The sequence below is a fragment of the Nocardia sp. NPDC006982 genome (assembly GCF_042869435.1).
Lineage (GTDB): Bacteria > Actinomycetota > Actinomycetes > Mycobacteriales > Mycobacteriaceae > Nocardia.
Genome location: NZ_JBIAFV010000001.1, coordinates 57490 through 80239, shown reverse-complemented (window position 1 = coordinate 80239; position 22750 = coordinate 57490). Strand labels below are relative to the sequence as shown.

At 66.7% G+C, this 22750-nt stretch carries 25 protein-coding genes; 17 read left to right on the top strand and 8 right to left on the bottom strand.

Features of this window, described 5'->3' with window-relative positions; genetic code table 11:
- Positions 1-76: 76 nt before the first annotated feature.
- Both ACFYOW_RS00435 and ACFYOW_RS00430 read right to left on the bottom strand, forming a co-directional pair.
- Positions 77-844, bottom strand: coding sequence for an ABC transporter ATP-binding protein (locus ACFYOW_RS00435; protein WP_387285933.1), 768 nt, complete (start codon positions 842-844; stop codon positions 77-79).
- An 8-nt stretch (positions 845-852) separates the two neighbouring features.
- Complete coding sequence (locus ACFYOW_RS00430; RefSeq protein WP_387283030.1) at positions 853-2112, bottom strand: amidohydrolase family protein; 1260 nt, start codon at positions 2110-2112, stop codon at positions 853-855.
- Between the two features lie 244 nt (positions 2113-2356).
- On the opposite strand from ACFYOW_RS00430, the gene ACFYOW_RS00425 reads away from it, so the two are divergent.
- Together ACFYOW_RS00425 and ACFYOW_RS00420 are read left to right on the top strand one after the other, a co-directional pair.
- Positions 2357-2989, top strand: a complete 633-nt coding sequence (locus ACFYOW_RS00425; protein WP_387283028.1) for a helix-turn-helix domain-containing protein — start codon at positions 2357-2359, stop codon at positions 2987-2989.
- Positions 2990-3021: 32 nt separating this feature from the next.
- Entirely contained in the window at positions 3022-3972 is a 951-nt protein-coding gene (locus ACFYOW_RS00420) for a PDR/VanB family oxidoreductase (RefSeq protein WP_387283026.1), read from the top strand.
- 129 nt (positions 3973-4101) lie between these two features.
- Here ACFYOW_RS00420 and ACFYOW_RS00415 read toward each other — a convergent pair whose 3' ends face one another.
- The gene (locus tag ACFYOW_RS00415) at positions 4102-4854 is read right to left on the bottom strand and encodes a cysteine hydrolase family protein (RefSeq protein ID WP_387283025.1); all 753 of its coding nucleotides are present in this window, start codon (positions 4852-4854) and stop codon (positions 4102-4104) included.
- The gene (locus ACFYOW_RS00410) at positions 4854-6458 is read right to left on the bottom strand and encodes an AtzH-like domain-containing protein (protein ID WP_387283023.1); all 1605 of its coding nucleotides are present in this window, start codon (positions 6456-6458) and stop codon (positions 4854-4856) included. Before ACFYOW_RS00410 ends, ACFYOW_RS00415 begins: the two co-directional genes overlap by 1 nt.
- Positions 6459-6654: 196 nt before the next feature.
- On the opposite strand from ACFYOW_RS00410, the gene ACFYOW_RS00405 reads away from it, so the two are divergent.
- The 7 genes from ACFYOW_RS00405 (at position 6655) to ACFYOW_RS00375 (ending at position 12574) form a co-directional block, all read left to right on the top strand.
- Entirely contained in the window at positions 6655-7575 is a 921-nt protein-coding gene (locus ACFYOW_RS00405; protein ID WP_387283021.1) for an MBL fold metallo-hydrolase, read from the top strand.
- A 45-nt stretch (positions 7576-7620) separates the two neighbouring features.
- Positions 7621-8070: a cupin domain-containing protein gene (locus tag ACFYOW_RS00400; protein ID WP_387283019.1), complete on the top strand. Its 450-nt coding sequence runs from the start codon at positions 7621-7623 to the stop codon at positions 8068-8070.
- Between the two features lie 332 nt (positions 8071-8402).
- Positions 8403-9749 (top strand): amidohydrolase family protein, encoded by a 1347-nt coding sequence (locus tag ACFYOW_RS00395; protein WP_387283017.1) that lies wholly within the window; start codon positions 8403-8405, stop codon positions 9747-9749.
- Positions 9750-9885: 136 nt separating this feature from the next.
- On the top strand, positions 9886-10353 hold the full coding sequence (locus ACFYOW_RS00390) for a hypothetical protein (protein WP_387283015.1): 468 nt from the start codon (positions 9886-9888) through the stop codon (positions 10351-10353).
- Positions 10350-10820 (top strand): hypothetical protein, encoded by a 471-nt coding sequence (locus tag ACFYOW_RS00385; RefSeq protein WP_387283013.1) that lies wholly within the window; start codon positions 10350-10352, stop codon positions 10818-10820. Before ACFYOW_RS00390 ends, ACFYOW_RS00385 begins: the two co-directional genes overlap by 4 nt.
- A gap of 26 nt (positions 10821-10846) precedes the next feature.
- On the top strand, positions 10847-11902 hold the full coding sequence (locus ACFYOW_RS00380; protein WP_387283011.1) for an isopenicillin N synthase family dioxygenase: 1056 nt from the start codon (positions 10847-10849) through the stop codon (positions 11900-11902).
- Positions 11903-11917: 15 nt separating this feature from the next.
- Positions 11918-12574, top strand: coding sequence for a GntR family transcriptional regulator (locus ACFYOW_RS00375; protein WP_387283009.1), 657 nt, complete (start codon positions 11918-11920; stop codon positions 12572-12574).
- A gap of 450 nt (positions 12575-13024) precedes the next feature.
- Here ACFYOW_RS00375 and ACFYOW_RS00370 read toward each other — a convergent pair whose 3' ends face one another.
- Entirely contained in the window at positions 13025-13318 is a 294-nt protein-coding gene (locus tag ACFYOW_RS00370) for a hypothetical protein (RefSeq protein ID WP_387283007.1), read from the bottom strand.
- 153 nt (positions 13319-13471) lie between these two features.
- The gene (locus ACFYOW_RS00365) at positions 13472-14416 is read right to left on the bottom strand and encodes an aldo/keto reductase (RefSeq protein WP_387283004.1); all 945 of its coding nucleotides are present in this window, start codon (positions 14414-14416) and stop codon (positions 13472-13474) included.
- 78 nt (positions 14417-14494) lie between these two features.
- On the opposite strand from ACFYOW_RS00365, the gene ACFYOW_RS00360 reads away from it, so the two are divergent.
- Positions 14495-15100: a TetR/AcrR family transcriptional regulator gene (locus ACFYOW_RS00360; protein ID WP_387283002.1), complete on the top strand. Its 606-nt coding sequence runs from the start codon at positions 14495-14497 to the stop codon at positions 15098-15100.
- Here the strand turns inward: ACFYOW_RS00360 and ACFYOW_RS00355 are convergent.
- The gene (locus ACFYOW_RS00355) at positions 15077-15316 is read right to left on the bottom strand and encodes a transposase (RefSeq protein WP_387283000.1); all 240 of its coding nucleotides are present in this window, start codon (positions 15314-15316) and stop codon (positions 15077-15079) included. The genes ACFYOW_RS00360 and ACFYOW_RS00355 overlap by 24 nt on opposite strands.
- A gap of 42 nt (positions 15317-15358) precedes the next feature.
- Between ACFYOW_RS00355 and ACFYOW_RS00350 the strand changes: the two genes are divergently transcribed.
- Positions 15359-15970 (top strand): hypothetical protein, encoded by a 612-nt coding sequence (locus ACFYOW_RS00350; protein WP_387282998.1) that lies wholly within the window; start codon positions 15359-15361, stop codon positions 15968-15970.
- Between the two features lie 407 nt (positions 15971-16377).
- On the opposite strand, the gene ACFYOW_RS00345 is transcribed toward ACFYOW_RS00350, so the two are convergent.
- Entirely contained in the window at positions 16378-16758 is a 381-nt protein-coding gene (locus ACFYOW_RS00345; protein WP_387282996.1) for a hypothetical protein, read from the bottom strand.
- A gap of 380 nt (positions 16759-17138) precedes the next feature.
- Here ACFYOW_RS00345 and ACFYOW_RS00340 point away from each other — a divergent pair, with 380 nt between their 5' ends.
- From ACFYOW_RS00340 to ACFYOW_RS00315, 6 genes are read left to right on the top strand one after another with little or no spacing between them, the layout of a single operon-like run.
- Positions 17139-17408 (top strand): acyl carrier protein, encoded by a 270-nt coding sequence (locus ACFYOW_RS00340; protein ID WP_387282994.1) that lies wholly within the window; start codon positions 17139-17141, stop codon positions 17406-17408.
- Positions 17405-18916 carry an AMP-binding protein gene (locus ACFYOW_RS00335; protein WP_387282992.1) on the top strand — a complete coding sequence of 504 codons (1512 nt, stop codon included), beginning with the start codon at positions 17405-17407 and terminating at the stop codon, positions 18914-18916. Before ACFYOW_RS00340 ends, ACFYOW_RS00335 begins: the two co-directional genes overlap by 4 nt.
- Complete coding sequence (locus ACFYOW_RS00330) at positions 18916-20061, top strand: beta-ketoacyl synthase N-terminal-like domain-containing protein (RefSeq protein ID WP_387282990.1); 1146 nt, start codon at positions 18916-18918, stop codon at positions 20059-20061. The genes ACFYOW_RS00335 and ACFYOW_RS00330 overlap by 1 nt, the downstream gene beginning before the upstream one ends.
- Entirely contained in the window at positions 20058-21053 is a 996-nt protein-coding gene (locus ACFYOW_RS00325) for a beta-ketoacyl synthase N-terminal-like domain-containing protein (RefSeq protein WP_387282988.1), read from the top strand. Before ACFYOW_RS00330 ends, ACFYOW_RS00325 begins: the two co-directional genes overlap by 4 nt.
- Entirely contained in the window at positions 21050-21319 is a 270-nt protein-coding gene (locus ACFYOW_RS00320) for an acyl carrier protein (RefSeq protein ID WP_387282986.1), read from the top strand. Before ACFYOW_RS00325 ends, ACFYOW_RS00320 begins: the two co-directional genes overlap by 4 nt.
- A 2-nt stretch (positions 21320-21321) precedes the next feature.
- Entirely contained in the window at positions 21322-22722 is a 1401-nt protein-coding gene (locus tag ACFYOW_RS00315) for a salicylate synthase (protein ID WP_387282984.1), read from the top strand.
- Positions 22723-22750 lie beyond the last annotated feature (28 nt).

The following is a 22750-nucleotide window of genomic DNA, read 5'->3' as shown; positions in this document are numbered from 1 at the left end:
CGCAGTTTGAACGTGCGCGCCGCGGCGGTGGTCACAACTGATTCGGATACTGTTGTGGCAGTGTGCGTTTCGACGTTCATGCGTGACTTCCTCGCAGCGCCTGCGAGACTCGACTCGCGAGTGCGGTGAACTCGGGGGTGAAGCGGATATCCGGTCGGCGCGGGAAGTCGAACGGAATGTCGATCTCCTCGACGATGCGGCCCGGCCTGCCCGACATCACCGCGACGCGGGTCGAGAGGTACACGGCCTCGGTCACCGAATGCGTGATGAACAGGCCCGCGAAGCGGCGGTCGTCGAATAGTTCGGTTATCTCGTCGCCGAGCCGCTCTCGCGTGATCTCATCCAGTGCGCCGAAAGGTTCGTCGAATAAGAACAACTCGGGATCGACGGTGAGCGAACGAGCCAGCGACACCCGCATCCGCATACCACCGGAGAGCATGCGCGGCAGGTGATCGGCGAACCCCGCGAGACCGACCAACTCGATGGCATCGTCGGCACGGCGATAGCGTTCGGCCTTGGCCATGTGATCGAGTTCGGCCAGTAGCGCAACATTGTCGCGCACCGAGCGCCATGGCAGCAGGGTGGCGTCCTGGAATACATAGCCGATCCGATTCGCGCCGACCTGGGTGTAACCCCCGGTCGCGGACTCCAGGCCGGAGGCGATTCGAAGCAGCGTCGACTTCCCGCATCCAGAGGGCCCGACGACGCTGACGAATTCACCGGCCCGGACTGTCAGATCGACGCCGGAGAGCGCGACCGTGCCGTTGGGATAGGTGAGTTCGGTCGATTCGAATCCGAGCACCTGACTGCCGGGGCGGGGCGGGGCGGCGCTCATGGTTGGCATGGTGGACATCAGACCTCCAGTACTGCGAAATCGGCTGTGCGATGGTCGGTTCGGCTGATGGATACGATCGCGCCGTCGCGAATGACGATCCGGTCGGCAGGTGCGTTCGCGATAACATCGAGCAGACTGCTGCCGCGTACGGCGAGAAATTCCGCGCGGGCACCGGGTTTCGCGCCGGCCTCGGGCAAGCCGAGCACCGCGCGCGCACCATCGGTAACCAAGTGCACGGCCACTTCCGGCGCCAGATGACCGGCCGTGATCAGCAGTGCGGCCGTTTCGAGTGCGTCACTGCGGCCGATCGGGTTGAACGGATCGCGGACATTGTCGGCACCGGCCGCGACGGGGATGCCCGCGTCGAGCAGCGCGGCGAGCGCGGTCAATCCGCGCGGCATAGCGACCGGGTCATCCCAGCCCTGCAGATACAAATTGGTGATGGGCAGGCTGATGATCCCCACGCCGCTGCGCGCCACCGTGGCCAGCAGCGCGTCCAGTTCGTCCGCGGCCATGGTGCCGAGCCTGCAGCAGTGCCCAGCGGTGCGCGTCCTAGCGGCGGGCCACCCGGCGACCCGCTCGGCGAAGTGGGCGAGTGTGTGGTGGTCGCCGCACAAGAACTCGTCGACGTGTAGGTCGGCGCCGACTCCGCGGGCCTCGGCAATGTCGAGTAGCCGGGTGAGTTCGGCGATCGGGTCCGGCGCGATATGCGGTGCGCCGCCGATCAAGTCGGCGCCCGCGTCCAGGGCCGCGTGGAGCAGTCCGGGATCGGCCGCCGGGGGTGTCAACGCCACGATCTCGATGTCGACGAGCCCGGACAATCGCCTGCGTACGCTATGCACCGCGCGGATACCGCGCAACGGGTCCGGGCCACTGAGGATGTCGACGTGCGACCGAATGGCGGTCGTGCCGTTGCGCAAGAGGGCCGATGTCGCCGCGGTCGCCCGACTGCGGAAAGACTCCTCGGTCAGTTCGGCACTGCCCTGGCGCCACGTGTCGATCGCCGCTCCGAGATTGCCGAAGGTCGGCGTGAGCGCATCCCAGGTCAGCGCCTTGTCCAGGTGGGCGTGTGGCTCGGCGGGTGCGGTCAACAGCACGAAACCGCTCAGATCTATTGATGCTTCGGAGGTTTCGTCGATCCGGTCCGGTGCACTCTGGCGAACCGCGGTCACCAGCGAATGCCCCTCGTCGCGTCCGATGTCGAGATCGACCACCGAGCCGTCGGGCAAGGTTGCCCCGCACAGGCGCGAAACACGCTGCGGTAGTGGATGATCCATGGAGGTCCTTCGAGAGAGAAACAGGTCGTGGTGGCGCGCCCGTGGCTGGTCGGCGAGACGTTACGAATAGAGCTAATGTTGATGTGATCAACATTTAGCACTATTCAGCCGCCTTGTTTCGGGCAGATAAACGAGTTAGCTACGGTCTTGTTAATTCGCCGACGCGACAATGGGTGGTCTAGCGTGCGGGTGCCCGTCCGTGACGCACCTCGACGATCGGTGGTGGGATACAAAGGTGGAGAACGTGACCAAAAAGGCGCCCGACGACGCGCAAACCATGCTCGGGGCCGAGATCCGCCGCCGCAGGCGTGATCGCGGACTCACCCTGGTCCGACTGGCCGAGCAGGCGCAGATCTCGCACCCGTTCCTCAGTCAGCTCGAACGTGGTTTGGCACGGCCGAGCATGCTGACGCTGGCCCGCATCGCCGAAGCGCTGGGAACCACCCAGGTCGAACTGATGCTGGCGGCGGACACCCGCGGCGGCGAGGACGCCGAAGGGACCGCCGAGGGCCAGGTGATCCGCTCCCACGAGGGCGTCCAGCTGCCGCGGGGTATCGCCAGATCGGGGCAGGAGGAGGGCTCGACCCGGCTGTTGGTGCACGGGCGGGCATCGTTCTACCCGCAAGAATTCATCGACGTGCACGCCGAATTCGGACCCTACTTCGAGCACGACGAGGACGAGTGGGTGTACGTCGTCGAGGGGGCGATAGTGGTCGACCTCGGTGACCATGGCCACGCGCGACTCGCCGACGGTGACAGCCTCTATTACACTGGCGGCACACCGCATCGGTGGCGTGTGGTGGACGGCCCGCATGCCAGGCTGATTGTCGTGAAAGCGGCTGGGCGCGAGGCGGATTCCCGTGGCTGGGATCAATAACTAGGCGGGGCCCGTATTTTCTGGAGGCCCTGATGAACGATTCCGACTCCATCACCGTCGTCGTACGCGACCGCCGCCGAGTGGCCGAGAACATCGACGAGTTCACCCTCGGCCACCCGCACGGTGACCGACTACCGCCATGGCAGGCGGGGGCACACATCGACCTACTGCTCGGCGACGGGATCGTCCGGCAGTACTCGCTGGTTTCCGATCCCGGCGACACCGTCCTCTATCGGATCGCGGTACTGCGTGAGGCGCATGGGCGCGGTGGTTCGGTCCGGGTCCACCAACTCCTGTCGATCGGCGCAACGGCCTCGATCCGGCCGCCGCGCAACCACTTTCCGCTCGTGCGTGCGCTCGGCTACGTGCTGATCGCCGGAGGTATCGGGATCACGCCGATGCTCCCGCTCGCCGCCGCCGCGCAGCGCAGCGGGCGGCCGTGGCGGCTGATATACACCGGCCGCGACGAGTCTGCCATGGCTTATCTGCGTGAGCTACGCGACCACTACGGGGATGCGGTCCTCTTGCATCACTCAGCGCGTGCGGGACGCCTGGATGTGGCGGCGCTGCTCGCCGATTCGACGCCGGGAACCGCGGTACTGGCCTGCGGTCCAGCAGGTTTGATCGCCGCCGCGGAAGACGCTTGCGCGGGACTCGAGGCGGTCGATGTGTTCGCCGAGCGGTTCGTCGCGCGAGATATCGCGGAGTCTGCCGCGGTCCCGTTCGAGGTGTCCCTCGCGATGTCGGGGCTGACGCTCACGGTTCCGTCGACCCGATCAATACTCGAGGTGGCCGAGGAACGCGGCGTGGTCGCACTCTCGTCATGCCGGGAAGGGACCTGCGGTACCTGCGAGACGGGCGTGGTGAGCGGGGAGGTGGACCACCGCGACTCTGTGCTGTCGCCGGAGGAGCGCGCCGAGGGCGAGTCCATGATGATCTGCGTATCACGCTGCGCTGGAACACGATTGGTGCTCGAACTGTGAAGCGCTGAATGTCCGGCATCTCATTCGGCGGCCCCGGCGGCACGAAGGAAACGGCGGTACCGGGACACCGGGGCCGCCCTTATCCAGACGTTGGGGCCGCCTTCGCCGCACCGTGCGCTGGCGCCGCCTTCACCTGGACGCGGAGGCGAGTCCACGGACGAGGTCCGCGGCGGTCGCGGTGAACCCGAAACACTGTCGGATGTTGTACGTCGTTGCCTCCATACAGTATTCGGGCGAGGTGGTGGCCACCGCATCGGTGAGTAGCACTACGTCGTAGCCGATGTTCGCGGCGTCCATCAATGTCGACAACACGCATTGATCGGCGTTCACGCCAGCGAACAGCAGGGTGTCGACCCGCAGGTTGCGGAGCACGGAATCCAGAACCGTATCGACGAATCCACTCATCCGGTACTTGTCGACGCGAATGTCTGCTGGCGCGATCTCGAGATCGTCGACTACGTCCGCGCCCCAGCTGCCCGCTTCGAGCACGGCGGTGCTCGAAGCGGTTGCCGCACTGCCGATTCCGACGCCAGTGCCAGCAGGATCGTAGACGTGCAGCACACCGGGCGGCAGGTTGGCCCGGTCGGGCCGGTTGCCCCAATTCACCCACACGACCGGGATGTCGGCTGTGCGCATGACCGGCAGCGCCGTCCGCAGAGTATCGACGGCCGCACGTGCGGGCGAGACGTCCACTCCGATGCGCGCAAGCCACCCGTCGACATGACAGAAGTCGTTCTGCAGGTCGATGACGATCAACGCGGTGCGCGCGAGATCGATGCTCACCCGTTGCGGCAGAGCATCGAGCGTCAGCGAGTGAGGCGGATGGATGGGGCGACGTAGATCCGCGTGGTCGCCGGACAGCGACCAGGAGTTTCGAGACATCAGGTGTGGTCCTGTCGGTCGAAAGGGGGGATGGCGAAGGTGAGCAGGGTGGAGTCCTGTTCTGGTCCGGCCAGCAGGCACAACCCGACCGGCAGGTTTCCCGCCCGGAGATGGGGCATCGACAACGCGGGCAGTCCTGCCAGCGACGCGAGACAGGTCAGTCGCAATGTCTGCTGCCGCACCGCTTCCACGTCCGCCGACGAGGCGTCTCGGCGTGGAGCCGCCGACGAGGCGGCGGGCAGCGCGAGGACGACGCCGGGGGGAAGTATCCGCCGTAGCCGGGTGCTCATGTCGTCGAGTAGGCCACGTGCTTCGGTCTCGGTTGCGGCGTCGATCTCGCGGCCGACGTGGAATCGAGCGGCGACATCGGGCGCCAACGCGGTCGGCTGGGCGGACACGAAGGTGCCGTGCGAGCGCCAAGCCTCGGCGGCCTGAACCGTGCGGAATGCCATGAGCACAGTGTCGAGCCCGGCGCCGTCGGGGTAGTCGAGCGCGATCGTCTCCGGCGGTGGCAATACGTTTCCAGTGGACGCATCGCGCAGCGTCAGCGCCTGCACCGCAGCCCAAAAAGATTCGCGTGCGGCAGGATCCAGCAGATCGACCAGTTCCGGTGCCACCACTATCCTGGTGACCGGATGTACTTCTTGATTCGGCAGCAGCGCCCCGCCCACCCTGGCGAGCAACGTGGCATCGCGGGTGAGCAGGCCCACGGCATCGAAGCTCGGTGCCAAACCCACCAGACCCGTCCGCGCGACCACCCCGTGGGTCGTGCGAAGACCGTAGAGCCCGCAATATGATGCCGGGACGCGAATCGAGCCCGCGGTGTCGGTGCCGAGGCCGATATCGGCGAACCCGGCGGCGACCGCAGCTGCCGGACCGCTGCTCGACCCGCCGCTGACTCGGTGCGCCGCAACCGGATTCGGTGTCGCGCCGTAATGAATATTGGAGCCCGCAAGTGAGAAAGCCAGCTCGTCGGTGGTCGCGATACCCGTGATATCGGCCCCTGCCGCCAGCAATGCTGATACTGCCGCGGCGTGGCGAGACTCCACCGGCGCTCCCGCCAGCCAGGTCGGGTTCCCCGCTCCGATCGCGTGGCCGGCCACCGCGAACAGATCTTTGACGGCCACTCGCGCATCGCGGAGCGGTCCTCGGCCGCCGCGTACGAGCGGCGCCTCGCCCGGAGCGACACGCCAAATAGATGAGTCGGGGCTGACCGTGCCGCCGTCGGTGGGCGCGGGACCGCCGGACACATGCGCCACGGTGACGGCCCATCGACCGCCGCTGCCGCGCTCCCAGACTTGGGTTTGGACACCCTGTGAACCGTCCGCTCGGCGGGTCTCCGCGACGATCGCCGAGACATCGGGGCCGAGTCTGCGCACATATACCCGCACGAGGGAGCGGGGCGGTGCGCCGGCTCGCCCGGCCCGGAACTCGGCGATCGCGTCGTGGCCGACCAGCGCGGTTGCCGGATCGCTGCGGATCGGCCGAGGTCCGTCGGCGAATATGGCGTCCAGTTCGGCGAGATCGTTGGCCATCAAGGCCCTTTCATACCGGGCGAATGCCGAACGTAGATCGGCGTCGAGGTCATCGAAGGGAGAGATCACCGGTCAGACGGTAGCCATGAATGTTGATGTGATGAACATTGCTCGCGTAACACTGTTGTGAACCTTTTCGCCGCGACCGGGTTGGTGGACTGCGCCCTTCACTCAGTTCGATGGTCGGTCCGCAACTTTTACCTCCCGGAAACGCGGCGCCGCTACATTCGCAAATGTAACTGTCATCAACATTTGAGGAGTTGCGGTGGCCTCACGAGCTCCCACCTTCTGTTCCGAAGCGGAGTCCTGGTTCCACGTTCGAGACATCGGGGAGGGTATCCACCTGATCAACGAACCCGGGCACGTCGCCAGCTACCTCGTCATCGGCGAACACACCGCGCTGCTATTCGATTCCGGGCTCGGCATCGCCCCGATATCCCAAGTGGTGCAGGCGTTGACGGCGCTGCCGGTGTTGGTGGTGTCGTCGCATCACCACATCGATCACCGCGGCGGCAATGCCGACCTCGCCGCGCAGGTCGACGTTATCGACTTCGCCGCGCACCCCACGGCTGCGGACCCGAATTCCGGGTGTCTGCACACCGCCGCCGATCCAGCGTTCCTACGAACATATGCCGCGGCGATGTCGCGGGTGGTCGCGGAGTTCGACCGGTTCGCCCTGCTGGATGCCCAGTATTTCTTTACCCTGGCGCGGGTCGGTCGGTTACGCCCGCTGCCGGACCTGACGCAGTGGGCGATACCGCCGACCCCGATCAGCCGGGCGCTGGCCGACGGCGAAATCATCGACCTGGGTGGACGACATTTCGAGGTACTGCACACGCCCGGCCATGCACCCGACACCCTGTGCCTGTTCGACCACACCACCGGCACGCTGCTCTCAGGTGACACGGTGCTCGGCGCCGCCCACTGGTTGCACGGCGCCGGAGCCGACCCCGTCCGGTTCGCCGAATCGACGCATCGCCTGTCGAAGCTCCCGATCACCCGAATTCTGGCCGCCCACAACCTTATCTGCGAACTACCGGCCAGTGCGGCCACCGAGGTCGCCCACGCCGCGGCGGCGATGCTGGAGGGAACAACGATCGCCGTGCCGGCCCGCGACATGCTCGGCCAGCCGGTAACCCGCCACGACTGCGGCCCGGTCGCCCTGCTCACACCACTCGTCGGCTGAATCGCGTTCCGCGGCGATAGCGACATCTACCCGAAAGGATCCGATATGGCTGGGGCACCTCCCGTCGTACGACACCTCGCCGACCTGTCGGCAGCTCTCATCTCACCCGGGGACACGGTACGGCTGTGCACGCTCGCTGGACCCGAACACGGCTCCAGCGCAAGCGTATTCCTCGAAGTCTGGGAGCCAGGCGGTGCGCAACCACTGAACTCCCATGAGGATTCGGCCGAAATCTTCATCGTGCTGGCCGGCACCGCCCGCGCACACAGCGACACGCACGCCGTCGACCTCGGCGCGGGCGACGTGCTGATCCTGCAACCGGGATCCGAACACCGAATTCTGAACACCTCCGGCACCGAGCGGCTGTACACGATCACTGTGATGGCGGATGACGGAGGTTTCGCCGATCTCGTCGACCGCGGCACGCCCACGAGGCTGTCCGAGGCAGATATCCGGACTCTGGCACCAGGCTTCGGGTCCGCGCCGGGTCATTGAAGTTGCCGCCGGTCCGAAACACTCAGCACTGCAACGCAAATCTCACCGCCGATAGCTGATGCAGTGGCGGCCGCGTAGCGCGGCCGTGGCGGCCGAAGCCAATGCGCTGGTCGCGCTCTTGGAGGCCGACAAGAGCCCCAGGTCGAGATCCTCGAGGTAGAGGCGGATCTGCGGCTCTGATCGGGGCGGCTCGAGGTTGGGCTCGGTCGGGGTTAACGCTTCGGAAATACGGGGCCGCTACATTGGCTCGCACGTCGTTCATGGCTGAAACGGACGACAGGGCCGTCGAATCCAGGCGGGCGAACCAGCCGCATTTCCAGGAGGAATGTCGCGTGGTTCCCAATCGATCCTATTCGTCTGTCGTCAGCAATGTCACCGTCTACCAGCGCGCCGGAACGGGCGCTCAGTGGCTGTCCGGTCAGGACGTCGTCGTGCTGGATGGAGCCATCACCGCGATCGGAGCGGCCGCGGGTGCCGACCACCGTAAACTGCCGTGTGTCGACGGCAATGGCGGCTATCTGATTCCGGGTTTTGTCAATACCCACACCCATCTGCAGCAGGCTGCGCTTCGCGGTATCGGCGAGGGGCTTCCGCTGCTGGAATGGTTGCGGTGCGTGGGGGAGCGCACCGTCGCCGCCACGGCCGAGCAGACGTATCTCTCCGCGCTCGCGGGTGGCTTGGAGTTACTCCGCAGCGGTGTTACCACCGTGGTCGAGCACATGTGGCCGAATCGCTCGGAAGCCGTGCACGACGCCATGATCCGGGCATTGTATGAACTGGGTATCCGCGTAATCCTCGGCCGCGGTGTCGCCGACCGCGCCGACGTCACCCGGAAATGGGGCATCGATCCGCGCCTGATGCAGCCGCTGCCAGAGGTTTTCGCCCATATCGATGACCTTGACGTTCGGCTGACCGGCTCGCGCATCGTCACCGCGCTCGCGATCCCCAATCCGCGCTGTCTGACCCCCGATGGCATGGCCGCCGCGCGCGAGTACGCCCAGCGGACCGGCAAGACGGTCTCGATACATGTACTGGAGACATCCACCGACGAAGATATGTGCCGATTGCATGCAGGCCGCTCGGCGGTGGAGTACCTCGACGTCGGCGGATTCCTCTGGGACCGGACCCTGGCGGTGCACTGCGTCGATCTGGACGCCAACGGCCGCGCGGTATTCGCCGACCGCGGGGTGGCCGTTTCCTACAATCCGCTGAGCAATATGCGACTCGGCAGCGGCGCCGCACCCGTGCTGGAGATGCTCGACGCCGGGATCGATGTCGGCCTCGGCGTGGACGGCGCCGCGAGCAACGACACCCAGGACATGCTGCTCGCCCTGCGTATGGGCTCCTACCTGCAGCGCGTCACCCGCAAGCGCGCCGACATCATGGACTTCGACACAATGATGCGGCTGGCTACCTGCGGAGCGAACCGGGCACTCGGGCGCTCGTCGACCGCGCCCGGACTCGCGGTGGGAGACCCTGCCGACTTCTCGCTGGTCCGATTCGACCGCGATTTCGCCTGCCTACCGGTGCTCGATCCCGGCGCCACCTTGCTGACCACAGCCTCACCGGGCGTGGTGGACACGGTGTGGGTGGACGGGGAACCGGTTATTCGCGACGGCGTCAGCACGCGGGTGGATACCGGCTCGCTCACGCGGCGTCTCAGTGCCATGCGGCCATAGTTAATCAGCCCGAAACTCGAGACATATTGCATGTAATCAGTTTCCGCAATGCTGGTGATGCGCCTTTGTTGCACGCAATGTGACTACTCGACGGAGAAGGTCAAGAACGGTGAAACTCTCTGAGACATTGCACGACGTGGTGCGCGACGTCGATGCTCGGACGCTGCTCTCGGGCATAGCGGCGTCTTTCGCCAACGCGCAGACTAAGGACAGCGGCGTGAAGCTCGAGGTATGCGTCGGCGGACCCGCCATCGGCCTCCAGACCGTGCCCTCACAGATGTACCTCGACCAGAGCATCCCCCTGGGCCCGGCCCACTCCGAGCGCTCGATTGCCGCCGCCGGCCAGCAGCCGATCGTCGTCGTGACGACCCTGCTGCGAAACAGCCCACAGCTGCTGATGTGTGATCCGAAGACCCATCCCGACTGGCACGGCATCGCCGATATCGGGAAATCCGGTGTGCGATCGTCGTTTCGCAAGGTCAGCTCTATCCAGATTGGGTGGTGTCGCGCGGACTCGTCGCTGCGAAACAGGTCGACGCCTCCTACGGCAACTCGCCGTCGCGCTTCGTCTCTGGCCCGTCCTTCGCGCAGCAGGGCCTTGTGAACTCCGAGGTCCGGGCCTGGGGTAAACCGGTCGGCTATCAGCTGCTGCGCGACGTCAGCTACGGGGGCTACGCCCGGACCGTCAACGTCCGCGCCGACAAGCTGAACGAGCTGCGCCCCTGCCTACAGCGGCTCGTCCCGATGATCCAGCGGGCTACCGCACAGTACCGCGCCGACCCGCCGCACGTGAATGACGTTGTCGTGGACGTAGTTTCGAAGAATCCCAAGTACAGCCCCTATAGTGCCGAGCCTCGCCGCCTACGGCTCGGAGGCGCTCATCGACGACGGCCTCATCGGCAACACACCGACGGTGTGATCGGCAGTTTCGACGAGGCCAGGGTGCAGCGGGTGATCGACGAATTCGCCCCCATCCTGCGCCGCGGCGGCGCGAACGTACCGAGCAACCGTCGCGCCGAAGACATCGTCACCAAGGAGTTACTCGACCCGACGATCACCATCGGCAGCTGAGATCCCCACGCAGACAAGGACTGACAATGACCCCCAGCTACGACCTGTCCGAGGTATCCCGCGAGCAGCAGATGGGCGGCCTCGGCGTGGAGACCCACGCCCGCGATATCCGCGTCATCGACCTGACTGATTTCGCGGACCGCCGCGCCGAGATCACCGACCAGCTATGGGCCGCGGCCACCGAGATCGGCTTCTTCCAGCTCTCCGGGCACGGCATCCCGCAGCACCAGATCGACAATGTATTCGCCCGCACCGCAGCGTTTTTCGCGCTCCCGGAGTCGACCAAGGCGCGATATCCACTGGTCAAGGCGAACAACGCTGGCTGGGAGAGCCTGAGTCAGGTGCGCCCGTCCATCGGCGTGCCCGATCAGAAGGAGTCCTACCAGATCACCCGCCCGCATATGGCCGAGCTGTGGCCGAGCGAGGCGGAGTTGGTCGGATTCCGCACCGACATGCTCGATTTCGAGTACGAGGCGTGGACAGTCGCGATGCGCGTACTCTCCTGCTTCGCCGATCGCCTCGGCTTGGACCGCAATCACTTCACCAAGGCGCATGATCCGGAATCCGCGCAGTATCAGAGCACGCTTCGGCTGCTGCACTACTTCGCTGTTCCGGCAGAACTCCAGGGCGTGCCGGGTCGGTGGCGTGCGGGCGCGCACACCGACTTCGACTGTCTGACACTGCTTTTCCAGCGGGACGGGCAGGGTGGCCTGCAAGTCTGCCCCGGCAAGGAGATGCAGGAGCAGCAATGGACGTCGATAACCCCGTCGTCCGCGCTGATCACCTGCAATATCGGCGACATGCTCACCCGCTGGAGCGATGACGAACTGCCGTCGAACTTCCACCGTGTCCGCAGCCCCCATGCGGGCGAGTACCAGGGCGACCGCTACAGCATCGCCTACTTCGCCCAGGCCAACCGCGACGCCGTCATCCAGGGGCCGTGCCACAAGTACCCGCCGACGACCGCCGCCGACTTCCTCGCCCAGCGCGTGCATGCCAACTACCGGCCGCAAGGTAACTTCACCATCGAAGACGAACGACCGACCCCAGGAGCCCGGCCGAGAACCCGTCCTGCTCACTGATTAGGACCGACTGCGATGACCGACCACGACGCGGCGACTACCCCCGCGCTGCTCGGCGCATCCGTACACCGGCAGGTCAGGCAGTTGGTCCTATCCGGCGAGCTGGAGCCGGGCACGCCGCTCAGTGTTCCGGCCTTGGCCGCCCGGCTCGGCGTGAGCCGGAGCCCGGTACGCGAGGCCGTCCAGCAGCTCATCTATGAGGGGCTGGCCGTCAATGTCCCGCATTCGGGGGCCCGGGTCGCCGCCATCGACGACGAGCAGGTGCGCGACGTACTCGCGGTCCGCGCGGTGCTGGACGGTCTGGCCGCCGCGACGGCCGCCGCCACACTCACCGAATCCGGTCTGGCGAAGCTCGCAACCATCCTCACCGCACAGGAGGACAACCTGCGCTGCCCGGCCGACCCGACCCGCGACACTGAGCTCGACCTGGAATTCCACGCGTTCATCCGGGACTGCGCAGGCAACCGCCAACTCACCGACGAACTCGCCCGCCTCGAAGCCAAGACCCACCTCTACCACGGCGATCTCTGGTGTTCCGAACTCAACCGCCGCGTCGCCTTGCGCGAACATCGACGCATTGTCGATGCCCTCGAATCCGGACATGCCCAGGACGCACGCGTGGCGGCCGAGGCGCATGTGCACGGGCTTATCACCCGCCTCGGCAGACGCTGACAGCCACGGAATCGCACCTCGTCCGGGCGAGCAGGATGCCTCGGGCCTGTTGGTTTCAGGCTGGAGGTTTCTTCTCCGAGGCCATCGAACAGGCCGCCGCACACGGTGACGTTCGATGGGCTGCCGAGACAGTACGAAGAAGACGAACGTTCCGATCATCGCATCGGCGGCACCGAGGTAGAAGCCGCGTCGCCGTGCGTGGGATAGCGGCGGTGCTCGAGTAATGCGCGAGAGGGGAATCCATCGCCGATCCGCAACAATATTGGTGCAGATGTGTGCACGAGCATTTCTATTGTGCGGCGCTAGAGCGCCGCACGGACTTCGTGATCATGTTGCTATGCCTCAATTCTATTGAGCTGCAACAGTGTTCGTTTATCCTGTGTTAGTAGCTGAGCGGTAGAGGCTGGCGTGGGGTTCTGTCGGTTGGTTCGGCTGCCGGGGTTGTCTGCTTCAAATGTGTAGTGGCATGGGTTTGTTGGTGAAAGCTGCTGCGGGTGGCGCCGGTCGCCTTTTGTTGGCGTGGGCTCGTTGGTCGAGGGCGGCTTTGGAGATCTGGTCCAATGGGTGGGTGTGCCAGGTGGTTTCGAGCCAGTTGATGTGGATGTTGCAGGTGCCCGGGGTGAGCGTTGCCCGCAGTTTCGGGATCACGTGACCGAAGGTGGGGACTGCGGGGGCGGTGGTGAGTAGGTCGGTGGCGGTGATGCCTATCTGCGCGAGTCCGCGAGCGGTGTGCGCGCCGGCCACCGACCTGCGCGCCGATTACGTGATGTCAGGTTCAGGGGCGGCAGCGTTTTCACCGCAGTCGAACGCGTCGTTGGCCGAGTCACCGTCGCGGGGTCGGCGCCGCCCGGGGCAGTCCCCGTGCGGCCGGGGCCGGCTGCATCCCAACCGGCGTGCTCAACCGAGCGGAATATCGGCGGAGGTCGACGGGATCGCGTCGAGTGCGGCCATGACAGTGTCATGCGGGGTGATCGTCGCGGCGGCGATATTGGCTTCGAGGTGGCGGATGCGGGCGGTGCCTGGGATGAGCATTATGTTCGGGGCGTGGTGCAGCAGCCACGCGAGGCCGACCTGTGCGGGGGTGCAGTCGAGGGATTGCGCCACGGCGGCGGCGACCGGATCGTCGGTGACCTTCGGCATGGTCGGGAAGGCGCCGCCGAGCGGGCAGAACGGGACCCAGGCGATCTGTTCGGCCGCACAGAATTTCACCATGTCCTCGTCATCACGGGAGACGAGACTGTAGGCGTTCTGGACGCATGCGATCCTTGCGGGAAGGGCCTGGCGTAGCCCATCGAGGGTGATGCCGCTGAGCCCGATCGCGCCGATCTTGCCCTCCTCGCGCAGCGTGATCAGGGTCGCGAGTTGATCGTCGAGGTCGACGACCTGGTCGCCGCTGGCCCGCAGGCCGGGCCCGGCGTCGAGGCGGCGCAGGTTCACCACCGGGATCCGATCCAGGCCGAGGGAGGCGAGATTGTCCTCGACGCTGGCCCGCAGTTGTTCGGGTCGCTGAGCCGGTCGCAGCGCGATGTCGCCACCCGGGTTGGGGTCGGCACCGACCTTGCTGACGACCACGACACCGTCCTTGGGGCCGAATGCGTCCCGGATGAGCCCGTTGACGAAGCCGTCGCCGTAGAACTGGGCGGTATCGAGGTGGTCGACCCCGAGTTCCCACGCACGGCGCAGCACCGCGATCGCGGCGTCGCGGTCGGCGTGCAGGCGTTCGAGCTGCATCGCGCCGTATCCGATGCGCGAGACCGTGTGGTCGCCGAGCGTCGCGCCCCCTCCGGGGCGCGGCACGCCGGAGGGAGCGACCTTGGTGAGGGGCGTGGTGTTCGCGGTCATGGGAGTCCTCCCCGCATGAGACGATAGGTGAAGCGGAGGATACTCCGCTTTTGCAACTATACCGGAGGTGCCTCCGAATTGAGTACTGTCGATCCGACGTCCCCCGCGAACAAGCCTCGCGGTGCTCGCGCTCCCCGTGCCGACGCACAGCGCAATCGCAACAAACTCGTCGAGGTCGCCAGGGCTGCGTTCGCCGATGCCGGCGACACCGTGACACTGGAGAGCATCGCTGCCGACGCCGGTGTCGGCATCGGCACCCTGTATCGCCATTTCCCCACCCGTGAAGCCCTGGCCGAAGCCGTGTACGCCGCGGAACTCGACGACGTCACCGACAGCGTCGCGGTCCTGCTGCAGCAGCGGCCCCCGGATGCGGCACTGCGTGCGTGGATGGGGAAATACGCCGCCTTCGTCGCGACCAAGCGCGGCATGGCCGACACGCTTCGTGCCGGTTGGGCCTCAGGGCGGATCGCGGTACCGGCAACCCGGGAACGCATCACCGCGGCCATTGCCACCATGCTGGCCCGCGGAGCCGAAGCCGGCTCACTGCGTGCCGATGTCGAACCAGAGGACATCACGGTGATGCTCCTCGGAATTCTTCTCACCACGACGGGCGGTTCCGCCGAGCAAACCGAGCGGCTACTGGACCTCATGATCGACGCCTTACGGCTGAAAACGACCAGCTGACGCACACGGAAACTGCCAGATCACCAGCCACACCCCACCCAGCTGCCAGCGTCGGAACAACCCGTACACCGCCGAGGAGGATCCATACTGCGGTGGCACATCGCGCCACGGGCAACCGACCCGGGTCCCATCTCGGGCATCCGATCGCGTGAAGACGGGATCAATCCGATCGGCGACAGACCATTCCACCACGATGCCGTCCACGAATTCATCCATGCGATCGATGCCAAGGAGGGGCTCTCGGAGAACCTGCGACAGGTGCTGGGGCAGACCTATTCACAGTTGTCGAGGCTCGGCTTGGTCGACGAGCACTGGTGGACCTGGTTCGCCCGGCTGCCCGAGTACGCCTTCGGTAATGAAGCCAAGACCGTATTCAACGATGAGGAGGCGCTTGCTGTCGGGTTCGCGGAGGCGGACATTCATGGGGTGGCGGTCGGTTCGCCGCAGTGGGTGATTCATGAGTACGTCACCACCAAGCGGCCACCGCGGGTCACGCCCGACCTCGAGGTCGATCTCCCGCCGCAGGATGATCCACCGGCTTCGGGACGTCGGCGTGGCCTGATCGGTAGCAGGCCACATGAGCACGATTCGCGGGCGGATGCTCAGCGTGGATCCGCGGATGTCATCGCGAGCGAGCAGGACCTGGTACTGCTGACACCGTGGACCACGCCGAGGGCGAAGCCGAATCAGCCACCTGCGCGAAGCGGCGATTCGGAGCCGAGCCAGGGCAGCCGGATCCCGGGCGGTTCGATCGGCAATAGACCACATGAACCGGGCGAGACCCCACGGAGCCCAACACCGGGCGGGACGACGCCGTGGTCGCGGGAGGTGATCAACAACCCACACCCCGACCACCCACGCCGCGAATAACCATCGCACTTCCGACCCACGAAAGATGATGTGCCACATCGGCACGACCTGCCGAATCCTCGGCGATCACCGAATGCCGAGTTATTCGCGCTCGGTGCCGTGCAGGGGTATCGCACCGGCCCGGCCCACGAACCCTCCTACGGCCATGAAGCAGTAGCTCGAGCCGACCCAGCGATTATCCGGATCGAACGTGGCGCTCGAGGGTGCCTACGAGGTCCTCGCACCCGTATTCGACTTGCCCGAGAGCCAACGCGTTCCTCGCGTCATGGAAAGCATGCGCACCGTCCAGAGTCGTTGCATACCAGGGGCGATGTGAACGGTGCGACAGTCGGAGCTCTTGGCTCACACCCGGCCGATGACCGATGACGGCGATCCGCTGCGGACGCGCCGTGAGGCGATGACGCCTGTCACGGCGGAGTTGGCTGCTGATCCGCGCCACGAATAGATGGAATACACCGGTTATCGGTCTGGAACGTGCCATTGAAATACCGGCCCGTCGTCTGCGCCAGGCCCGGATCGCAGATCAGCCGGAGAGTGGTGTCCGCGCCCTCGGCCACCGTGCTGATCGGCGTGACTCCAGATTCCAGCACCATGGTCGTCGCCACGAGTGTGGCCGGGTGCAGGGCGTTCACCGTGACTCCGGTCCCGGCGAGTTCCTCGGCGTACTCGATGGTCGCCATGATCATCGCCAGCTCGGCGCGGCAGTAGACGGTGTACACGTCGTAGTCGTGGTTTGGGGTCGGATCGTCGAGGGCGATCTCCTGCTGCCCGGCGGAGGCTACGTCCACCACTCGCGCCGGAGCCGATGCCATCAAGCAGCGGAAGCAGCTCCGCGAGTCGCGACAGGTCGGCCAGGACGATCTGCGGAGTGTGTCCGCTCGCTGCTGTGACCTCGGCTGCGACTACTCGGCGTTGATCGCGGCGACATCGCCTCCAACCGGGGCCCTCGCGTTCATCGGCACGCGACTGGACCACTGCGGTTCGTCGATATTGGCACTTTTCCCTGCAGGTTCGGAAATATATGGTGCATCCGTACGAGGAAAGAAATACGGACCGGCCGGGCGAATTCTTGTCCACCGCCCCGGGAAAAAACGCCGCCCGACCCGGTGCACGACCGAGTTCTGAGTGCCTCGTCCATGCTGGAAAGAATAATCGTCAGGATATCAATATGGTCGGATCCGAACAGTGGTACGGCGGCAGTAATTGTGACAGGCTTCGCGCCATTACGGCCGAAGTGCTCGAGATGAATGTCGATGGTGTCTACGTGCGGGCGCATTTCTACGAGGATCTGGGCGCTTCCTCGCTGGAAAAGGCCGAAATACTCGCCCGTATAGAACGCGAATTCTCGGTTACGCTTTCGGACGGTTCGATCGCGCGCCTGGATTCACTTGGCGACGCGTTGGCGGTCGTCGAGGGCTCGGGTGGGGTGCACCGGTGAACCTCGTCGAATTCTTCGTCGGAAGGCACCTCGATTCGCCCGGAAAAGACGCGCCCGCCTATATCGATTCCGATCTCGGCGAGGTGGGTTACACCGAGCTGTTCCAGGCTGCGGGCGCATTCGCGAATCTGCTTTCCGACAATGGAGTCGTGCCGGGCACCCGCGCCATGGTGTTGGCGGACGACTCGGTTGCCACGGTGGTGGCGGTGCTCGGGCTGTGGTGGCACGGGTGCGCAGCGGTCCCGGTGAATCCGGCGCTGTCGGACAAGGAGATCGGGTTCATCGCGGCCGACGCCGGGGTTGAGTTCGGATACGTCGACGTCCCCAGGACGCGTCGCAACAGACTTGCCGCGGTGCTGCCGGATATCGGGCAGCTCGACGGGGACCACATCCGCGAGTCGGTGTTGCGGCAACGGCGCTCCGACGAGCGGGCCGCGCTACCGCCGCAGCAGCAGTGGCTGCCCGATCAGGAAGCCCTGCTGCAGTACACCTCGGGCAGCACCGGCGTGCCGAAGGGGGTCGCGCATCGGGCGAGCGCGCTGCAGTGGGTGCCCTCCGGGTTCGGGCGGATAGCCGCGTTGGCTCCCAGCGACACCGTGCTGTCGACGGCCAAACTCTCGTTCGCGTACGGGTTCGGCAATTCCCTGTTATTACCGCGGCGCGCGGGTGCGACGACCGTGCTGCTCAACGGCGGGGTGGACGCCCAGGTCGTGGCGAGCGCGCTGCGCCGCCACCGTCCGACCGTGCTGTTCTCGGTGCCGCGCCTCTACGCCGCGCTGGCCGAATCGTTCGAGGGCTCCGGCAGCAGGCTGCGCTTGGCGGTCTCGGCGGGCGAAGCGCTGCCCGCGGACCTGAGCGAACGGGTCATGCGGCGACTCGGGGTTCCGCTGGTGAACAGTCTCGGGACGACCGAAGCGCTGTACATCATGCTGGCAACGACACCCGCCGAACCCGGTCCCGGCACCATCGGCGGGCCCGTTCCCGGAGTGCGGGTCACGGTGCGCGACCAGGACGGCGAGATTCTCGACGGGGACGAGGTGCAAGGCCGCCTGCACATCGCGGGCCCATCCGTCGCGGCCGGGTATCTCGACCGGGCGGAGGCGACCCAGGAAACCTTCGCCGACGGCGGCGCGTACACCGGCGACATTGTCCGGCGCGCCCGCGGCGGCCCGATCCACTACATCGGTCGAGCCGACGACTTTCTGAATCTCGGCGGCTACAAGGTGGCACCCGCCGAGATCGAGAGTGTCGCCCGCGCGGTCGCAGGCGTCCGCGATTGCGCCGTGGTCGGGGTGTCGGACGACCACGGGCTGCAGCAGGCGGTGCTTTTCGTCGTCGCGGACGGCGACCGGGAGCCCAGTGCCGTCCGTCGCGCTGTCATCGCATGTCTGCGTGCCGAACTCGCGTCGTTCAAGCGGCCCGGCCGCATCGAGCTGGTCAATGCGCTGCCGACGACGTGGACCGGCAAGCTCGCGCGAAACCGGCTTCGGGCGATCGGAGCGAACTGATGCCGTGGGATGTCACCGGGATGGCGGCTATTGCGTCCATCGGTGAGACGCCCGAAGCGATCTTCGAGTCGCTGTGCGCACGGCGGAGCGGACTCTCGAAGCTGCGCGCGTTCGACGTGGCGAAATACCGGACGTGCCACGCGTACGAGGTCGACGACCGCACGGCAGACGGCGACCGGCCGTTCCGCGCCACCGAGTGGCTGCGCGCCGTGATCGAGGCGGCGCTGGCCGACGCGGGCCTCGCGGCCGCTGCCGAGCGGTATCCGGTGGTGGTCGGAACCACCCTGCGGGAACAGCGGTCCGCCGAACTCTGGTGGCGAAAAACCGGCGGAAAGACCGGGGATGTGCTCGATCCCGATCGACTCGACTTCTCTGCCGCCTTGCGGAACCTTCCCCAGGTCGGACGTGTGCACACCGTTGCCTGTGCCTGTGCCGCTTCGCTGTATGCGCTGGGAATGGCGACCGACATGATCGAACTGGGCCTCGCCGAGACCGTGGTGGTCGCGGGCACCGACTCGATCACCGAGAGCGCCTTCGGCACCATCGACCGCGTTCAGACCAGGACGCCGCAGGCGCTGCGTCCGTTCGACGCCGCACGCGCGGGCATGATCATGGGCGAAGGCGCGGTGGCAGTCGTCGTGCGCCGGGCCGGGACCGACACCGCACTACACGCACGCCTGCTCGGTGTCGGCATGAACTGCGACGCCCGCCATGCCACGGCGCCGGACCGGGAGAGCATCCGCGCGGTCATCGCCGACGCCCACGAACGGGCCCGCATCGACGCCGCCGATGTAGACCTGGTGATGTTGCACGGCAGCGGAACGCAACTCAACGATGCCGTCGAGGCGTCCGTGCTGACCGATGTGTTCGGCGGGCCCACCGCGCCACCGGTGATGACCGCGATCAAGTCGATGACCGGCCACACGCTCGGCGGGTCCGGGCTGCTGAGTCTGATCGTCGCGGCCATTGCCATGCGTCGCGGGATGGTGCCACCGATTCTGGGTCTCACCGATCCGATCGCCGAGGCGGCCGGGCTGCATCTGGCTCGCGACGTCGTGCGGGCGGACCCGGCCGTCGCGCAGATCGACGCGTTCGGTTTCGGTGGCATCAATGCGGTCGCCATGATCGGGAAGGGGACGCGATGACGAGCCGGGCAACCGTGGTCACCGGAGTCGGCCTCGCCGTGACGGGCCTGCAGACCGCTGCCGATCTGCTGTCGACCGATCCGATCGAGCCGGGAGCCGGGCCGGCACCCGACCTCACGGGACGGCACATGCGACACAAGGACCGCGCCTCGCGACTGGCGCTGCGTGCGGTTGAGCAGGCGCTCGCCGACGCGAGCCTGGCCACCGACTCGACCGATCGCGCGGACACGACGACAGCCACCGTGGTCAGCTCCAACTTCGGCAACCTCGACAGCGTCTGCGAGTTCACCGACCGGATCGCCGAGCAGTCCAGTGCCGCACTCAGTCCGCTGGGTCTGCCGCACGTGTCGTCCAATGCCATCGCCGGGTGGATCGCGATCCGGCACGGGCTGCGCGGACCGAATATCACCCTGTGCAGCGGGCGGACCAGCGGGTTGGACGCACTGTTGTGGGCCGCGACGCTCATCGGGGCCGGCCGGGCCGACGCTGCGGTCGTCGTCGGGGTCGAACCGGACACCGGACCGGTGCGCAGATTGTTCGGACCAGGTCGGCGGGTCCTCGACGGAGCCGCAGCGGTGGTCCTCGAATCGGTAGCGCACGCGGCGAATCGGCAGGCAATCGTCCGGGCGTCGGTCGGCGGTGGTTACCACAGCGACGGTGTCGATCAGGTGGTCGCCGCCATCCGCACGGCGGCCCGGCCGCCGCGATTGTGGCTGACAGCGGCGGATGTGTCGCCGGAATTCGGTTCGCCGATTCGGGTCCTGGATCTGACCCGACGGCTCGGGGAGTGCTCGGGGGCGCTCGGAGTGCTCCAGTGCGTGGTGGCGGTGGCGCAGTTCGACGGCGGCGACCGGAACCCGGTGTACGCCACCTGTGGCGATCAGGACGGCGGCGAGGTCATGACCCTACACCTGCGCGCACCGCATGCGGCGGCATCCGTTCCGGTCGGACGCAGCGTCGGAAACCGCGATTTCGAGCTGGAGCAACGATGACAAGAAGCATCCCCGAGCGGGTGGACCCGCAGGACCTGCGGCAATTGGTGGCGCGCGTGTTGGAAGTGCCCGCGACCGAAATCGGTGACCACACAAACTTCGTCGACGAATGGAACGTCGATTCGCTGCTCGAACTCGAGCTCGCGACACGCATCGAGGAGCGCTACCGGATAGCGATTCCGGAGACCGAGGTCGCTTCGCTGACATCACTGGCGAATATCCGCGAACTCGTCGACCGCATGCTCGGTGCGGACCCGAATTCCTGAAGATGGAGAACCATGTGACCACCCCGGAATCCGTCCGAATAACAAGCGCGGTCGATCCCGTGACCGCGGTGTCGCGGCTGGCCGGCTCCGGCCGCTTCGGTGACCACGTCGTCTATGAGCTGCCCGGTCGATGGGTGTTCGCCGCCGACCCGCTCGGCCGGGTCGAGCTGGACACCGACGAGCTGCGGGTGAGCGCAGCCGGAGGGGCCACTCGCGAACGCTGGACCGGCAGACCCGTGGACGCGCTGGAGCGAGGGTTCGACTCGCTGCGGGTGGCCTGCGGCGCAGGAGCCTCGGGCACCGCCTACGGCTGGATCGCCTTCGAGTTCTGCGCCGATGCGTTCGGCGCGCAACGGTACCTCACCGAGCGAACCAGCTTGGCACACATGATCATTCCGCGAATCGAGGTGACGGTCACCGAATCGGAGGTCACCGTCGACGGCGCGGCCGCCGCCGACGTCGAGGTGATCGAGCAACTGCTGCGCTCACCGGCCGAGCCGCTGCCCACACCGCATCCGGTCGACGTGCGCATCGACGTCTGCGGCTACCGTGCACGGGTCGCGACGGCTGTCGCGGAGATCGCCGCGGGCGATTACCAGAAGGTGATCCTGTCTCGCCGAGTCGAGCTGCCCTTCCGGGTCGACCTGCCTGCCACTTACCGCCTGGGCCGGGCACACAACACACCCGCCCGGTCGTTCCTGCTGCGGCTCGGTGGGCTGGCCGCGGCTGGATTCAGCCCCGAGTTGGTGGCGTCGGTCGACGACGATGGTGTCGTCACCACCGAACCGCTGGCGGGTACCCGGGCGCTGGGGCAGGGCGTCGCGGCAGACCTGGCCGCCCGCAATGAGCTGGAGTCGGACCCCAAGGAGATCGTGGAACACGCCGTGTCGGTGCGAACGTCGTTCACTGAGATCGGCGCCATCGCCGAACCGGGTTCCGCGGCGGTGACCGACTTCATGACGGTCCGCGAGCGCGGCAGCGTCCAGCATCTGGCCTCCACGGTGCGCGGCAGGCTCGCCCGGCACCGGACCCGGTGGGATGCGCTGGACGCGCTGTTCCCGGCGGTCACGGCGTCCGGCATTCCGAAGCGGGCGGGCGTCGACGCCGTGTTCCGCCACGACGCTGCCCGCGGACTGTATTCCGGTGCGGTGGTGACACTTTCGGAAACCGGCGCACTGGAGGCGACCCTGGTGTTGCGGGCGGTGTACCAGGACGAGAACGCGGCGTGGCTGCGCGCGGGCGCCGGTATCGTGGCCCAGTCGCGGCCGGACCGGGAATTCGAGGAAACCTGTGAGAAGTTGGGCAGCGTAGCTCCGTATCTGGTGCCCGCGGTCGCCCGTGGACCTGGACCTACTCCGCGACCACCGTTGGTAGCGGGCGGGTCGCGCCACCCGCGGCGTTAGGGAATCGTCGAATTTCACATTCGGCACT

Excerpts from the sequence above, each read along its gene's own strand:
- ACFYOW_RS00435 (WP_387285933.1), bottom strand. The coding sequence starts at position 844 with ATGCCAACCATGAGCGCCGCCCCGCCCCGCCCCGGCAGTCAGGTGCTC.
- ACFYOW_RS00430 (WP_387283030.1), bottom strand. The coding sequence starts at position 2,112 with ATGGATCATCCACTACCGCAGCGTGTTTCGCGCCTGTGCGGGGCAACC.
- ACFYOW_RS00420 (WP_387283026.1), top strand. The coding sequence starts at position 3,022 with ATGAACGATTCCGACTCCATCACCGTCGTCGTACGCGACCGCCGCCGA.
- ACFYOW_RS00415 (WP_387283025.1), bottom strand. The coding sequence starts at position 4,854 with ATGTCTCGAAACTCCTGGTCGCTGTCCGGCGACCACGCGGATCTACGT.
- ACFYOW_RS00400 (WP_387283019.1), top strand. The coding sequence starts at position 7,621 with ATGGCTGGGGCACCTCCCGTCGTACGACACCTCGCCGACCTGTCGGCA.
- ACFYOW_RS00380 (WP_387283011.1), top strand. The coding sequence starts at position 10,847 with ATGACCCCCAGCTACGACCTGTCCGAGGTATCCCGCGAGCAGCAGATG.
- ACFYOW_RS00375 (WP_387283009.1), top strand. The coding sequence starts at position 11,918 with ATGACCGACCACGACGCGGCGACTACCCCCGCGCTGCTCGGCGCATCC.
- ACFYOW_RS00365 (WP_387283004.1), bottom strand. The coding sequence starts at position 14,416 with ATGACCGCGAACACCACGCCCCTCACCAAGGTCGCTCCCTCCGGCGTG.
- ACFYOW_RS00355 (WP_387283000.1), bottom strand. The coding sequence starts at position 15,316 with ATGGATGAATTCGTGGACGGCATCGTGGTGGAATGGTCTGTCGCCGAT.
- ACFYOW_RS00340 (WP_387282994.1), top strand. The coding sequence starts at position 17,139 with ATGGTCGGATCCGAACAGTGGTACGGCGGCAGTAATTGTGACAGGCTT.
- ACFYOW_RS00330 (WP_387282990.1), top strand. The coding sequence starts at position 18,916 with ATGCCGTGGGATGTCACCGGGATGGCGGCTATTGCGTCCATCGGTGAG.
- ACFYOW_RS00325 (WP_387282988.1), top strand. The coding sequence starts at position 20,058 with ATGACGAGCCGGGCAACCGTGGTCACCGGAGTCGGCCTCGCCGTGACG.
- ACFYOW_RS00320 (WP_387282986.1), top strand. The coding sequence starts at position 21,050 with ATGACAAGAAGCATCCCCGAGCGGGTGGACCCGCAGGACCTGCGGCAA.
- ACFYOW_RS00315 (WP_387282984.1), top strand. The coding sequence starts at position 21,322 with ATGGAGAACCATGTGACCACCCCGGAATCCGTCCGAATAACAAGCGCG.